This window comes from Bradyrhizobium sp. sGM-13 (assembly GCF_018398875.1).
Classification (GTDB): Bacteria; Pseudomonadota; Alphaproteobacteria; order Rhizobiales; family Xanthobacteraceae; genus Bradyrhizobium.
The window spans coordinates 192,333-206,725 of record NZ_JAGWDK010000002.1; the positions used below are offsets into that span (position 1 = coordinate 192,333).

At 63.4% G+C, this 14,393-nt stretch carries 16 protein-coding genes; 10 read left to right on the forward strand and 6 right to left on the reverse strand.

The genetic code is table 11. The features are described from left to right. Window positions 1-2: 2 nt before the first annotated feature. The 4 genes from KJQ96_RS03325 to KJQ96_RS03340 all read right to left on the reverse strand — a co-directional run bounded on the left by KJQ96_RS03325 (window position 3) and on the right by KJQ96_RS03340 (window position 4,284). A complete protein-coding gene (locus KJQ96_RS03325) occupies window positions 3-842 on the reverse strand; it encodes an ABC transporter permease (RefSeq protein WP_213285282.1) in 840 nt (279 codons plus the stop codon). After that, entirely contained in the window at window positions 839-1,810 is a 972-nt protein-coding gene (locus KJQ96_RS03330) for an ABC transporter permease (RefSeq protein WP_213285283.1), read from the reverse strand. Before KJQ96_RS03330 ends, KJQ96_RS03325 begins: the two co-directional genes overlap by 4 nt. Window positions 1,811-1,882: 72 nt before the next feature. Next, entirely contained in the window at window positions 1,883-3,436 is a 1,554-nt protein-coding gene (locus KJQ96_RS03335; RefSeq protein ID WP_213285284.1) for an ABC transporter substrate-binding protein, read from the reverse strand. Window positions 3,437-3,495: 59 nt separating this feature from the next. Further along, complete coding sequence (locus KJQ96_RS03340; protein WP_213285285.1) at window positions 3,496-4,284, reverse strand: class II aldolase/adducin family protein; 789 nt, start codon at window positions 4,282-4,284, stop codon at window positions 3,496-3,498. A gap of 125 nt (window positions 4,285-4,409) precedes the next feature. Between KJQ96_RS03340 and KJQ96_RS03345 the strand changes: the two genes are divergently transcribed. The 3 genes from KJQ96_RS03345 (at window position 4,410) to KJQ96_RS03355 (ending at window position 6,541) form a co-directional block, all read left to right on the forward strand. After that, complete coding sequence (locus KJQ96_RS03345; protein WP_249733693.1) at window positions 4,410-5,147, forward strand: GntR family transcriptional regulator; 738 nt, start codon at window positions 4,410-4,412, stop codon at window positions 5,145-5,147. Beyond that, window positions 5,144-6,169, forward strand: a complete 1,026-nt coding sequence (locus KJQ96_RS03350) for a histone deacetylase family protein (RefSeq protein ID WP_213285287.1) — start codon at window positions 5,144-5,146, stop codon at window positions 6,167-6,169. The genes KJQ96_RS03345 and KJQ96_RS03350 overlap by 4 nt, the downstream gene beginning before the upstream one ends. Before the next feature lie 138 nt (window positions 6,170-6,307). After that, window positions 6,308-6,541: a hypothetical protein gene (locus KJQ96_RS03355; RefSeq protein WP_213285288.1), complete on the forward strand. Its 234-nt coding sequence runs from the start codon at window positions 6,308-6,310 to the stop codon at window positions 6,539-6,541. Window positions 6,542-6,556: 15 nt separating this feature from the next. Here the strand turns inward: KJQ96_RS03355 and KJQ96_RS03360 are convergent, their stop codons facing one another. Both KJQ96_RS03360 and KJQ96_RS03365 read right to left on the reverse strand, forming a co-directional pair. Beyond that, entirely contained in the window at window positions 6,557-7,408 is an 852-nt protein-coding gene (locus KJQ96_RS03360; protein WP_213285289.1) for an Mrp/NBP35 family ATP-binding protein, read from the reverse strand. A 7-nt stretch (window positions 7,409-7,415) separates the two neighbouring features. Further along, a complete protein-coding gene (locus KJQ96_RS03365) occupies window positions 7,416-9,455 on the reverse strand; it encodes a 4Fe-4S binding protein (protein WP_213285290.1) in 2,040 nt (679 codons plus the stop codon). 189 nt (window positions 9,456-9,644) lie between these two features. Here KJQ96_RS03365 and KJQ96_RS03370 point away from each other — a divergent pair, with 189 nt between their 5' ends. The 7 genes from KJQ96_RS03370 (at window position 9,645) to KJQ96_RS03400 (ending at window position 14,386) form a co-directional block, all read left to right on the forward strand. Next, complete coding sequence (locus KJQ96_RS03370) at window positions 9,645-10,379, forward strand: biotin/lipoate--protein ligase family protein (RefSeq protein WP_213285502.1); 735 nt, start codon at window positions 9,645-9,647, stop codon at window positions 10,377-10,379. 7 nt (window positions 10,380-10,386) lie between these two features. Continuing rightward, complete coding sequence (locus KJQ96_RS03375) at window positions 10,387-10,962, forward strand: DUF6505 family protein (protein ID WP_213285291.1); 576 nt, start codon at window positions 10,387-10,389, stop codon at window positions 10,960-10,962. Further along, a complete protein-coding gene (locus KJQ96_RS03380; protein ID WP_213285292.1) occupies window positions 10,959-11,981 on the forward strand; it encodes a DUF6352 family protein in 1,023 nt (340 codons plus the stop codon). Before KJQ96_RS03375 ends, KJQ96_RS03380 begins: the two co-directional genes overlap by 4 nt. A 28-nt stretch (window positions 11,982-12,009) precedes the next feature. After that, entirely contained in the window at window positions 12,010-12,522 is a 513-nt protein-coding gene (locus KJQ96_RS03385; protein WP_213285293.1) for a DUF3305 domain-containing protein, read from the forward strand. Beyond that, on the forward strand, window positions 12,519-13,223 hold the full coding sequence (locus KJQ96_RS03390) for a DUF3306 domain-containing protein (RefSeq protein WP_213285294.1): 705 nt from the start codon (window positions 12,519-12,521) through the stop codon (window positions 13,221-13,223). The genes KJQ96_RS03385 and KJQ96_RS03390 overlap by 4 nt, the downstream gene beginning before the upstream one ends. A 125-nt stretch (window positions 13,224-13,348) precedes the next feature. Further along, window positions 13,349-14,137 carry a molecular chaperone TorD family protein gene (locus tag KJQ96_RS03395; RefSeq protein WP_213285295.1) on the forward strand — a complete coding sequence of 263 codons (789 nt, stop codon included), beginning with the start codon at window positions 13,349-13,351 and terminating at the stop codon, window positions 14,135-14,137. 33 nt (window positions 14,138-14,170) lie between these two features. After that, complete coding sequence (locus tag KJQ96_RS03400) at window positions 14,171-14,386, forward strand: hypothetical protein (protein ID WP_213285296.1); 216 nt, start codon at window positions 14,171-14,173, stop codon at window positions 14,384-14,386. The last annotated feature ends 7 nt before the right edge of the window (window positions 14,387-14,393 follow it).

Genomic DNA, 14,393 nt, shown 5'->3' on the forward strand with positions numbered 1-14,393 from the left:
GCTCAGCGCCCTCCCTTGGCGAGGCGAGGGTTGAGCGCGTCGTTGAGGCCTTCGCCGATCAGGTTCAGCGCCAGCACCGAAACCAGAATGGCGATGCCGGGGAATACCGTGATCCACCAGGCCTGACGGATCACGGTGCGGCCGGCGCCGACCATGTAGCCCCACGACATCAGGTTGGGGTCGCCGAGGCCGAGGAAGGAGAGCGAGGACTCCAGGAGAATCGCGGTCGCGACCATGAGCGAAGCCAGCACGATGACGGGCGACAGCGCGTTGGGCAGGATCTCGCGCCAGATGATCCACCAATTAGTCTGGCCGGTCACCACCGCCGCCTGGACGTAGTCGCGCGTGCGCAACGACAGCACCTCGCCGCGCACCAGCCGTGCCACCGGCGGCCAGCTCACGATGGCGATGGCCGCCACGATCGAGACGATGGACGGTTGCATGATCGCGACGAGCACGATCGCCAGCGCAAAGCTCGGAACGGTCTGGAAGAATTCGGTGAACCGCATCAGGGCATCGTCGATCTTGCCGCCGAAATATCCGGCCACCGCGCCGAGCGGAATGCCGACCGCGAGCGAGGCCAGCGTCGAGATCAGGCCGACCAGCAGCGAGACGCGCGCGCCATAGATGATGCCGGCCATCACGTCGCGGCCGAGCGCATCGGTGCCGAGCGGAAAGCCGGCCAGCGTGAACGGCGGCAGGAACGGCCGCTGCACCATGCGCCACGGCGAGGTCGGAAACAGCAGCGGGCCAATCAGAGCGACAGTCACCGCAACGATGAGGATCGTGATGCCGATCATGGCGCCGGGATTGCGCAACAGCATTCGCGAAACCTGTTTCATGCGGCGAACTCGATGCGGGGATCGACGGAGCGATAGAGGAGGTCCGTGATCAGGTTGAAGGCCAGCACCATGGCCGAGCAGACGACGAAGACGCCGAGCAACAGATTGTAGTCGCGCTGCAGCAGCGCCTCGTACATCAGTCGTCCGATGCCGGGCCAGGCGAACACGGTTTCGGTCAGCACGGCGCCGCCGACCAGCGTGCCGGCCTGCAGGCCTGCGAGCGTGACCACCGGCAACAGCGCGTTGCGCAGCACGTGACGGCGCTGGATCACGGCATCCGACAGGCCTTTGGCGCGCGCGGTCTTGACGAAGTCGAGCCGACTAACCTCCAGCATCGAGGCACGCGTCATGCGGGCGTAGGTCGCCATGAAGAACAGCCCGATCGTCGTCGCCGGCAGGATCAGATGGGCGGCGACGTCGAGGACATGCGCAAGGCCGGTGTAGCCTGCGCCGACCGTTTCGTAACCAAAACTCGGCAGCCAATCCATCGTGACCGAAAACAACAGAATCGCCATCAACGCGACCCAGAACAGCGGCGTGGCGTAGAAGATCAGCGCAGCGATCGTAATCACGGTGTCGGCCCAGGTGCCGGCAAAGCGCGCGGCCAATGCGCCGAACAGGATGCCGAACGCGAGCGAGATCGCAAACGCGGTGCCCGTCAGCAATAGCGTCGCCGGCAGGCGATCGAGGATCAGCTTCGAGACCGGCATCTGCTGGCGGAACGAAAATCCGAGATCGAGGCTGAGGATGCCTTTGACATACAGGAACAGTTGCACCGGCAGCGGCTGGTCGAGGCCGAACTTCTCGCGGAGCTGGGCGATGAAGAGCTGGTCGCCCGCGCCGGCTTCGCCCGCCATCACGACCGCCGGATCGCCCGGCGCCATCCGGATCAGGAAGAAGTTCATGACAACAAGCGCGAGAAGAACGACGATAGCTTTCGCGATCCGCTGGGCGATGAAGGAGATCATGGGCTGTCGCTGGCGTTGGAGGCGCGGTGTTCGGGCGTCAGGATTGAACCCCGACACCCGACGAGGCGGCGATTACTTCTCGATCCAGGCGTCGCGGAAACCGTCGTTGACGCCGATGCCGGTCGTGATCAGGTTCTTAACGCTGCAGCGGGTGATGGTCGGGAATTGCAGTTCGAGCATCCATGCGACCGGTACGTCCTCGACGAGGATCTTCTGCGCCTTCGCGTAGATCTCCTCGCGCGCCGCATCGGGGAAGGCGACTGCGCCATCGGCGAACAGCCTGTCGATCTCGGGATTCGAATAGCCTTCAACGTTGTTGAACGGCGAGCCCTTGGCGATCTGGCTCGAGACATAGTTGCGACCGACGCCGAGCGCGGGATCGCCGTACTGGTAGAGATAAGTGAACGCGATGTCGTAGTCCCACTCGCTGACTTTCTGGTTCCAGCCGGGGACGTCGGTCGCGATCATCTCGACGTTGATCCCGACGTCCTGCAGGTTCTGGCGGACCATCTCGGCCCAGCGCTGCCACGTTTCGCCATAGGGCAGCGGCAGCATGCGAACCTTCTCGCCCTTGTAGCCGGCTTCCTTGAGCAGGGTCTTCGCCTTGGCCGGATCGTAGTCGTATTTCGGCACCTCGCTGGTGTAGTACTTGATCGCCGAGCCGGATGGACCTGTCGCAATCTTGCCGAGGCCGTTCCAGACCACGTCCTTGGCCATGTTGCGATCGATCGCAAACATCAGCGCCTGGCGGAATTTCTTGTTCGCGGTGGGGCCAGAGCGGTTGTTGAGCCAGAGCCAGGAATGCGGGCTGAAGAATTCCCAGCCGGCGCCGGTGACGCAGGTGTTTTTCAGTTTGCTCAAGCGCGGCACGTCGAAGTTTTCGACTGAGCCGCCGGGCAGCACGTCGACCTTGCCGGTCTCGTAAGCGACCGAACGCGCGGCGGCGTCCGGAATCACGTGCCAATAGATCTCGTCGATGTTGGGCTTGCCCTTGACGTGGTAGCTCGGATTCTTGACGAGGCGAATGAACGAGCCCTTCTGCCATTCCCTAAACATGAAGGGGCCGGTACCAACAGGGGTGTTGTTGGCCGGGTTGGTCTTGAAATCGGTGCCTTCATAGAGGTGCTTCGGAATCATCGGCAGCGAGCCGACTTCGAAGATGCCGATGAACGGGCCGAACGGCTGCTTCAGCGTGAAGACGACGGTGGATTCATCCGGTGCTTCCACTTTTTCGAGCTGCGCAAGATTGCCGCGCGCACGCGCATGGGTCTGCTTCAGGAACTCGATCGAGAACAGCACGTCGGCCGCGGTGAACGGCTTGCCGTCATGCCAGGTCACGCCCTTCACGAGCTTGAAGGTGTAGACCTTGCCGTCCTCGCTGACCGACCAGCTTTCGGCGAGGCCGGGCAGGGGATCGAGCTTGGGGCTGTAGCGCAGCAGGCCTTCATAGATATTGCCGGCCACCATCTGCGTCGGGCCGTTCTGCACCAGGCCCATCATCAGGCTCGGCGGCTCGGGCTGGATCACGGCATTGACGACGCCGCCTGCTTTCGGCCCCTCGGCCACCGCCGCGGTGCTCAGCATGCAGATCGCAGCAAAGCTCATCAAAATCTTACGCTTGGGCATCGCATACCTCGTTTAAAGAAAAGGTTTTTGGCGCTCTCACTTCGGCGAGGGCGGGTCTATCAGTTGGCAAAGTCGGGATCGGTCCGCTCGAGCATCCGCTTGAAGGCAGCCCATTCGCTGTCGGGCACGCCATTGGTTTCGATCGCGTCGTAGAAGCTTGCGTATTGGCCGGCCGTCTTGCGGGCGACGGCTGCGGATAGCTCGATGACCTCAGAACCCGATGACTGGATTGCCAGTTGGGCGCGGCAGGAGCGCTCCAGATTGTGCATCAGCTTGAAGGCTTCGGCGACGGAGCGCCCGCAGGTCAGCATGCCGTGATTGCGCAACACCATCACGAACTTGTCGCCGAGATCGGCGACCAGGCGCGATCGCTCGTCGAGATCGAGCGCGATGCCTTCATAGTCGTGATAGGCGAGGCAATCAGTAAACTGCAGCGACCATTGATTGAGCGGCAGCAGCCCCTGCTTCTGGCAGGCGACGGCGATGCCCGCGACCGTGTGCGTGTGCAGGACGCAGATCGCGTCATGCCGCGCGGCGTGGATCGCACTGTGAATGGTGAAGCCGGCCGGGTTGATGCCGAGCCCCGTGGGATCGTCGATGACATTGCCGTCGAGATCGACCGTCACCAGGTTAGACGCCGTCACTTCCTCGAAACGCAAACCATAGGGGTTGATGAGAAAGCGGTCTTGCCGGCCCGGAAGGCGGACGGAGATGTGGGTGTAGATGCTGTCGTCGAGACCGAGCCGGTGAATCAGCCGGTAGGCCGCTGCGAGGTCGGTCCGGATTTGCCGGGTCTGGTCGTCCACCGCCGGCCAGGCCTTCGCGGTGTGGTGGGCTGCGCTTGTCATTTCCGCCTATCCATTTTCAACTTTTTCAGCTTGCGTGCCGCGCAGCATCTGGGCAAGATTAAAGTGTCGACAATCGACGATTAAAAAATAATCACAGACTGGCGCGGGTTTAGCCGATGCGGCCTATGTCTCTTCCGGTTGGATTACCGGCACTTGCGGACAGCGATCTGGTCGGCCAGATCGCTCGAATCCTGATGCAGGCCATTGTTCAGGGCCGGCTGCCTCCTGGCTCCAAGGTGGTAGAGGCGGGGGTTGCCCGGGAATTAGGCGTCAGCCGCGCGCCGGTGCGCGAAGCGGCACGCCTTCTGGAGAAACAGGGGCTGCTGGTCGCGAGCCCGCGCCGCGGCTTTTTCGTCCGCAAACTCGAAATCAGAAACATCGACGAGATCTACGATTTGCGTCTGTGCATCGAACGGCATGCCAGCGTGCTGGCGGCGAAGCGTCTCTCTCCGGGGTCGCGAGATATGTTGCGGCGGCAAATCGATGTTCTGCACCGGACCGCCGATCTCGACGATCCCGCCCGGCAGGTGGAAGAGGATTATCGCTTTCACCGGCTGATTTTTGAAATCGCGGATAACCGCCGCCTGCTGCGATTGTTCGATGATCTCGCAGCAGAGCTGCGCATGGTCATCGGCCTGATCGGCCGCCTTTACGACGACCCGCACGAGATCGCGAGGACCCACGAGCCGCTGCTGGCGGCGATCGAAGCCGGTCATCCGGAGCGCATCACCGCGCACGTCGACTACCATATCGGCCACGCCTGGCGCGAAGTTGGCAGGCTGGTGCGAGAGCTCACGCCGCCGCTCGGCAATGCCACTGAGCCGAACAGCATCCTGTTTCCAACCAACGGAGCATCCGTGTGAAGGCCGTCTACACCGAACTGCATCGAAGCCACGATCCGCAATTCTTCCTGGTGCGCGGCGTCATCAAGCGCACCACCGAGCAGCCCGAGCGTGCCGACCGGTTGCTGGCGGGACTTAAGGCCGGCAAGCACAGCCTCGTTGAGCCGACGGTGTTCGGCCAAGGCCCGCGGGCGCGCGTTCACAGCGCGGAGTATCTGCGTTTTCTGGAGGAAGCCTGGGACGCCTGGGTCGCGCTCGGTGATTCCGGTTCGGAGATGATCGCCAACATCCACCCGGTTCGCTACGGCGCGACATATCCAACCCATATCGTCGGCCGTCTCGGCTGGCACGCGGCGGATACCGCGGCTCCGATCGGCAAGGGCACTTACGCCGCCGCCTGTGCCGCCACCGACGTTGCCACGACCGCGGCGCAACTCGTCCTGGACGGCGAAGACGCCGTCTATGCGCTGTGCCGGCCACCGGGCCATCACGCCTATGCCGACATGTCGGGCGGCTTCTGTTTCTTCAACAACAGCGCGGTGGCAGCGGCGCAGCTTCGGCTGCAGCATGAGCGCGTGGCAATCCTCGATGTGGACGTGCATCACGGCAACGGCACGCAGGGTATCTTCTATGAGCGCTCCGACGTGCTGACGGTGTCGATCCATGCCGATCCCGTCTTCTTCTATCCCTTCGTGTGGGGATATGCGCATGAGCGCGGTGCCGGTCCGGGCCTCGGCGCCAATCTGAACATCCCGCTGCCGAAGGGCACCGGGGATGACGATTACATCAGGGCGCTCGGCGATGCCGAAAAAACCATCCGCGCGTTTGCGCCCGGCGCGCTGGTGGTGGCGCTCGGCCTCGATGCCTCGGAGCACGATCCGCTCGCCGGTCTTGCGGTGACCACGGCCGGCTTCCGCCGCATCGGCGCCGCGATCGCCCGATTGGGCCTGCCGACGGTTTTCGTCCAGGAGGGCGGTTATCTCTCGGATATTCTTGGCGCCAATCTCACGGCTGTGCTCGGCGGCTTCGAGGAGGCGCGTTAGCCCGCCAGCACACGCATGCTCCCGCCACATCTGCTTGTAGGCGATGTTGTGCTCAGAGCAATCGTGCCGGACAATTATCGACATTGGCCTGCGGCCGGTTTACGCTTCGGAAGCGCGACGCAGAGAGGAGAGATCGCAATGCTCTATGCCTTGCTGGCTCTCATGGCACCGCTCTGGAGCAGATCTCGGGATCGGATGGCCGCGGAACGCGAGGCAACCGACACATCGGTCTCGCGAATTCTGGTGTTGGTTGCCACCGTTCTTTTCGTGGTGCTGTCGATTCTCATCGTTGACCTGTATCGCGACGAATTGCGAGCGCTCGGCCTTGCCGGCGGCGCAGAGCGGATCGACGCGATCTTTATGAGCCCGTGAGCTACCGGGCTGCGCCTATTCGATGACGATGCGCGGCGGTGGCCGGTGCGCCGCGCCGGTTACGATCGCGGTCCAGACTTCACGCGCAATACTCACATAATGCTTGGCGTGAACGCCGTCGGGCTCGACGGCGACGATCGGCCGGCCATCGTCGGAGGTCTGGCGAATCTGCATATCCAGCGGTATCTCGCCGAGATAGGGAACGCCGCGGCGTTCGGCTTCCGTCCGCGCGCCGCCGTGGCCGAAGATCGGCGTGACGTGGTTGCAGGTCGGGCAGCAGAAGCTCGACATGTTCTCGATCACGCCCAGGATCGGAATGCTCACCTTCTGAAACATGGCGATGCCGCGCCGCGCGTCGATCAAGGCGATGTCCTGCGGCGTCGAGACGATGATCGCGCCGGCCAGCGGCGCCTGTTGCGCCATGGTGAGCTGGGCGTCGCCGGTGCCGGGCGGCAGGTCGACGACCAGGATATCGAGATCGTCCCATGCGACTTCGCGCAGCATCTGCGTGATCGCCGAGATCACCATCGGGCCACGCCAGATCATGGCGCTGTCTTCCTCGACCAGAAAGCCGATCGACATCACCTTGACGCCAAACCGCTCCAGCGGCTCCAGCATGCGCGGGCCGAGTTGGCGCGGCTTGCCGCGCAGTCCGAACAGTTTTTGTTGCGACGGACCGTAGATGTCGGCATCGAGAATGCCGGCCTTCAGTCCGAGCGCGGCGAAGCCAAGCGCGAGATTGCACGAGGTGGTCGACTTTCCGACGCCGCCCTTGCCAGAGGCGACGGCGATGACGTGCTTGACGCCGGGAATGCCGGCGGCCTTTGAGGTCGCGCGGGCCTTGAGATCTGAAGGGGTGGCGGACACTGGCGGCTCACGATCCAAGCGGATCGTCCTTCTTCACTTCGCGCGCGCGCAGATAATCTTCCGTCGACATGACCGGCGGCCGCTGCGGCACCGCATGCGGGTCGAAACTCTCGTTCACCACCGCTTCGACGCGGCAATCCGCGCACATCTTGATGACGTCGAGGCGCTTCGCGTTGGCGCCCTGGAACATCCAGTGCCTCTCGCCGCCGAGCTTGGCCAGCACGCGATCGATCGAGCTCTTGGTGCCGAAGGGTTTGCCGCAAGCGATGCAGTTGAACGGCTCTTCCTCCTTCAGCACGCGCTGCGGCGTGTTCCAGGCCTGAAAGTCGAGACGCGGTTCGATGCTGATGACTTTTTCCGGGCAGGTGGATTGGCAGAGCCCGCACTGCACGCACAGGCTTTCGGTGAAGCGTAGCATCGCGCGATCGGGGTTATCTGATAGCGCGCCAGTCGGGCAGGCAGTGACGCAGGCATGGCAGAGGGTGCAGCCGTCGACATTCAGCTTCACGGTGCCGAAGGGAGCGCCCGGCGCCAGCGGCACGACTTCGACGGGCGCAGGCGCGGCGAGATGAAGCTCGCGAAACGTCGTTTCGAGCAGGCCGCGCTTCGCCCCGCGCGGCACAAAGCCGGCCGGCTTTTGCGTTGCTATCCCGCGAGGGGCAGCATCCAGCATGGCGCGCAGTTGGTCCGGGTCGTCGGTTTCAATGATCTGGACGATCCCGGCACCGAAGCCGAGCGCGCTAACGATCCGATCCGATGTCTCGACCGCGCGGCGAAGCGCCGCGATATCGTGACGGGGCTTTGCGCGCGTCAGCAGCGCGACGCCGCTACCGCCATAGGCGAAGACGGACGCGATGATCTCCGGTCCGACCTGCGTTACTTCGTTGACGCGCAGCGGCAGTACGTTGGCCGGCAAACCCTCGCCGAACCGCGCCAGAGCATCGATGATATCCTCGCCATGCTCGCCGTCATGAAACAAGATCACGGCGTCGCTGCCGCCCGCCGTGCGGTAAGTCTGCAGCAGTGTGCGCAGCCGCCGCATCAGCGCGTCCGCGCTCGGCAATGCATAAGACGCTGCGCCGGTCGGACATACCGACGCACAGGAGCCGCAGCCGGCGCAGACATTGGCATCGATCGCAACCGCGTTCCCGTTCGGCGTGATCGCGCCGGTCGGACAGAGGTCAAGACAGCGCGTGCATCCGGTAATGGATGAGCGCGAATGCGCGCAGAGCGACGGTTCGAAATTGACAAAGCGCGGCTTGTCGAAGGTGCCAACCAGGCCGCCGGCATCTGCGATCGCGCGCTCGACGGCGGCCTTGTCGCGCGGATCGGCGCGCAGATAGCCGGGACGCAGTTCATGCGCGGGGAACAGCGGTGTACCGCCCGATAAATCGAGGATCAGATCGCAGGTCGACGTCGCGCCGTTGCGCGAGGGTCCGAACACGAGCTTGGCGCGCGAGGAGGGGGACGGCAGCGCGTAGTCGTCGATCGCAAGCTCGAATTGACCGAGATGGCCGCGGGCGTTGCGGATCGTGCCTTTGAGCACGGGAAATTCGTTGGTGCGGCGTGGGATCACATCGCCGGGCTTGGTCAGAAGCACGGTAATGTCCAAACGATCGGCGAGACGCTGCGCCGCCTCGATGGCGATTTCGTCACGGCCATAGATCAGTGCGACGCCGCTGCTCTCGAGCGTCACCAGCGAGAGCGGCGGCATTTCTTCGCCCGCCGCAGCAATCAGCGCTGCGGCTTTCGGACCGGCTGCCGCGGCGTCCTTTGACCAGCCGCCGGTCTCGCGGATGTTGACGAAGGTGAGCTGGGCTTGCGAGGTGTTCTCCGCTACTTCCCGAAACAGCGGCGCTTCCTGGGTGCAGGCAACCGTAATCGGCGCGCCCTCGGCGAGCGCCTCCTTGAAGCGGTCGAGTTCGAGCCCGCAGAGCTGATTTGCCTGCGTGATCTTGCCCATGCAGCCGCGACCGATCGCTTCCGCATCGAGCGGCATGGTCTTCTCGCAACTGCAAATCAGGAGGCGAGACTTCGCCGCACTCATTTTGAAATACCTTGAACCCGGAGCATCAAGCGGGTTGTTGCTTCATCCTACGGTTCTGCGGTAACCGCTCGGACGGATATCTGCAAGATACAAAGGCCGCTCGCGTGGCCAACATGCACGGAATAGCATACACAGGCGGCTCGTGGAGCAACTAGGGATTAGCCGCTCGTGATCGTTCGTCCAAGAGATATGGAACAGACGCTCGATTTGCCACCCGGTTATACTTTGGTCGCGTTGCGCGAGCTCGGCGACGCCTTTGCCCATGCTCGCGAGATCGCGGCGGAGGCGGGGGCCGGAACGCTGGTATGGGTGCGCCGCTACGATCTGGTCGAATTTGCGGTGGTGCTTGAACCCGACGAGCCGCTCAAATCGGCGCGGCGGGCGTTCTTTGCCGGCATGAATGCGCTGGCGGATGCGATTGCGGCTCATTGTCCGCCGGAACGAGAGGTCAGTTTCGATTGGCCCGACGGAATCCGGTTTGACGCGGGATTGCTTGGCGGCGGGCGGCTCGGCTGGCCCGCTGAATGCACCGAAGACGACACACCGTCATGGCTCGTTTTCGGCGTGATCCTGCGCGCGGCCGCCATGGCGCATGTTCCGGAGGTGCAGGCGGCCTCGGGCGTGTCCCTGCTGAGCGAGGGTTTCGAGATGGTCGATACCGATGCCATCATCGAAAGCTTCACCAGGCACCTGATGACCGCGTTCGATCGCTGGCAAGAGCGCGGCTTCGAGGCGATCGCGCGGGACTATCTGGAACGGCTTCCCAAGAGCAAGGCCGGCGAGCGCCGGGGCATCGACGTTAATGGCGATCTTCTGGTCGGCATGCCGGCCGGCGGCGGAGCGCCGGAGCGGAACAGTCTTGTGGATGCGCTGGCAAGAGTCAGTTGGTATGATCCGCAGGCGCGCGGTCCGAAATTCGGATGAGGCGGATATGTTGAAGTTTCCGCGAACCATCAGGCTGGACCCGTCCGATACTTTCGTCTTCGAACGGGCGGCGGAACCCGGCGAATGGGCGGTTTCCGGCGCGTTCGTTTTTTGGAACCGGGATCCGGCGACGCTTGGCCAGAAGCAGCGCGTAGCGCTGCGTTCCGGCTTTCTCGGGATCGACAGTCTCGGATGGTCGACGCTTGCCGTCGTCACTGAAGCGAGCGAAGCGGAACGGGAGGCGATGATCGAGCGGCTTGCAAGCCAGTTGCTGGAGAAATTTGGGGCGCCCGATGCGGATGCCGCGCGTCTTGCCGCCGAGGAAGAGATCGCGTTCGCAGCTTCCCTGTGCGAACATCCGCCGCAGACGTTGCTTGCCGTTCAGCGCAGCGTCGAAAACGGCGAGATCCGCGAACGCTTTCGTACCCTTAAAGCCCGCCCGGCTGCTGCGGATGCCGACCGGTTGCACGCCCATGCCAGCGCCTTTACCTTCCATGAAGTCGAAGGCGATGTTGAACCTGCCGAAGAGGTCGATCTTCTTGGGCTGATCAGGACAGACGCCAGGACGACGGATCGTACATGAGAGAATTCTGGGTCGCCTCGGGCCATCACCTCACGCGCCGCGCGGATCATGGCGGGCTGGTCGCGACGCCCGAACTCATCATGGCCTATTTGGCGCGGCCCGAATTGATGCCGCCGGCCGACGCCTGCGAGGCCGAGCGCCATTTGCATGGGAGCCTGATGGCCGATCCGCTGCGCCCGGTCTCGAACGCCGATATCGCCGCGCTGGCCGATGCCGATGCGCGCGAAAACTGGTCCTTCATGGTGAATTTCCGCGATCGGCTGATGGCGGCGCCCTCGTTGGAGGCGGTCTATGTCGCGCTCGCCCGCAAGGGTGCCGGCGATCTGCCGCCGATCTTTCTGTCGCAATTGTGCCACCTGATCCTGCGCAACGCGCTCGAAGGCTGCGACGATCCTTATACGTTGCGTGCCGCGGAGCTGTTCTATCGCAGCCAACTGGCCGCCGTTCACGAAGGCACGTTGTTGCTCGCCGATGCGGAAGTCATCGAAGCGGAGCAGCATGCCCAGCACGACCTGCACTCATCGCCGCTCACGGCTATGCTGCAGCAGCCGAAGTCGTTCGGCGAGATGGACGTCATGGACGACGAAAACGCTTGGACCTACTGGTCGCGGTCGGATGCGCATGCGATGGTGATGAACATCGGCGGCAACAAGAAAGCGCGGGCTGGGCTCTGCCGGGTCATCGAGCGGTGGATCGCTCATCTGCTCGGCATCACCGTCAACGTCGAAACCATCGCCGCGATCGAGGATCGCGACTGGCGCTGGTTCATAGGCCTCGACAGCGAGGCGACGCGGATCGGCAATGCGCTGTGGCGCGGCGAGCGGCTGGAGGGCGGCATTGCCGAACGCATCGTAGCGCTGATGCGTCTGACGTTCGAAGATACGCGGCTGGTGGACGAGCGGGTCGGCGACAAGCCGGTTTACCTCATCCTCGCCATGGGCGCGGACAAGGTGGTGAGACTAAAGCCGCAAAATCTGGTTGCGGGGCTGCCGCTGGCCGCGGCCGCGAATGCCACATGATCCACCGAATGGAGGATGGGACATGGCGATGACGGAAGCATCCCGCGAGGTCGGCGTGGTGGTGCGGCGCCGTTCGATCGACAATCCCTGGATCGACCAGTTGTGGTCGCCGGCAATGATCCTGGATGAGGTGCCCGCGACCGCACCCTGGACTGCGCTGTCCACCGAAGCCGACGCGACGATCTATTACGCTGGATCGGCCAGCATCGACCTGTTCAGCTCGGAAACGGCGAACTACCGCGACAACCTTGCCGATGGGGAGCCGCGGATCTGGGTTGCGTTGCGGCGCCAGGATGGTGGTCCTGAGCTTGAGCTGACGAAAGTGACCGCCGACCCGACCGAAGGGGAGGCGATGTTCGAAAGCGGCTGCGACGTGATCGGCACGGTGCAGATGCCGCCTGAGATCGCGTCATGGATTGCCGCCTTCGTCGATCGATTCCATGTCGAGCGCGTGTTTCACAAGCGCAAGCGGGATCGCGCCAGCGGCGATCGGCCGCGCGTGCCGGGCGGCGGGCCGGACGAGAAGATGGGTCGCAAATGAGTGGTCCGGACGAAGCCGATCGAGACAAGAGCTTTCTGGCGCGATGGTCGCAGCGCAAGCAGGAAGCCAAACAGACCGAGCCGAAGCGGGATACGCCGGCTGCCGAAAGCGGCGATTCGCCAGCTCCACCCTCAGCGCAAGCCGAGGCGGTCGAGCCGGAGTTCGATCTCTCGACGCTGCCCAAGCTCGAGGAGCTGACAGAAGCCACCGATATAACTGCCTTTCTTCGTAAAGGCGTTCCCGACCATTTGCGGAATGCAGCTTTGCGAAAGTCCTGGGCGTTGGACCCCGCGATTCGCAACTACGTCAGTCCAGCACTTGAATATGCCTACGACTGGAACGCACCGGGCGGAGTGCCCGGCGGTGGCGAGCTCGGCGCAGGCGTCGATGTGGCGCGGCTGGTCGCGCAAATCATGGGCGAGCAGACGGCCGAAACAACGAATTCCGACGCAAATTCCGGAACCGAGATGGCAGGTCCTTCGCCACAACCGGCTGAACGTGAAGTCTCGGCAAAACCGCAGGAGTACCTTCCTGAGGAGTCTCCGCGACAGTCTCATGAACCCTCGACAGAAACGGAACTCGTTTCAGAAGCGAAACGGGGTACAGGGGAACCCGCATCGGTGGGCGAATCAGAGGCAGCGAAATCTGTTGCATCGCAGCAACGAGTGCGACGCCATGGCACCGCAAAACCAATTGTTTAGACAAAAGTATTTGCGGACATAGGCCCCGCCTATGCTACAAATTTCTTCCTGGAATAATTCCAGTTCTAAAGTGTGTGCCTGAATAAGAGGCACGCGGGCGCGGGCGGGGAGATATCGGTAGCACCATGCGTGATGCCGGACTGGAACTAGCAATTAAGGCAGCAGGTGGCGTCGGATCGCTGGCGCGGGGGTTAGGCATTGCGCAGCCCTCCGTTTCCGCATGGTCGCGTATTCCCGCCGAGCGGGTTCTCGCGGTCGAGACACTGACGCAGGTGGACCGTTTCGCCCTTCGCCCCGATCTCTACGGATCGTCCGAGGATCAGGTGACATCGAAACCCGAAATCGACGAGATCGACCAACTGCGTGCCGCTGAATACGGCCTGTTGTCGTTGCTGCTTGGCAAGGCGCCGGATGCGGAAACGCTGCAACAGGTTGCCACGCTGAAGGGCGACGGCTCCGATCTCGGCATGGCGCATGTCGAACTCGCATCTGCCGCTGCGGCGACGGATGATCGCGCCGTCAGCAAGGAGTTCTTCGATCTTTTCATCGGGCTCGGTCGCGGCGAACTGCTGCCCTATGCTTCCTATTATCTCACCGGCTTTCTTCACGAGCGTCCGCTGGCGCGGGTGCGCGAGGATCTGCGTGCGCTCGGAATCGAGCGCGCAGGTACCTCGCGTGAGCCGGAAGATCACATCGCCATCCTGCTCGAAGTCATGGCGGGCCTCGCACGCGGCGACTTCGAGGCCGAGTTCGCCGAGCATGCGCGCTTTTTCGAGCGTCATCTCAAGCCATGGGCGGCGCGGATGTTCGCCGATCTCGAAATGTCGCAATCGGCGCGCTTCTACCGCGCCGTCGGCCGCACCGGCCGTGTCTTCATGGAATTGGAATCTGAGGCCTTCACGCTGTCCGAGTGACGGTGAAAGGCGACGAGAATAGGAGAGATCGCAATGAGCAAGCCATCTGAGAGTAAGGGAAAGTCACAGGCCGCGGGGGTGGATCGGCGCAGCCTGTTTCTGATGGGCGGTTCGGCGGTCGCCGCGGCAGCCGTTGTCCCGCTTACTGGAAGCGAGGCGGCTGCGGACGAGTCGCAGGCCGAGCGCGTCAAGGCGCGCTACAAGGAAAGCGACCACGTCAAGAATTTCTATCGCGTCAACCGCTATTGATGGGACC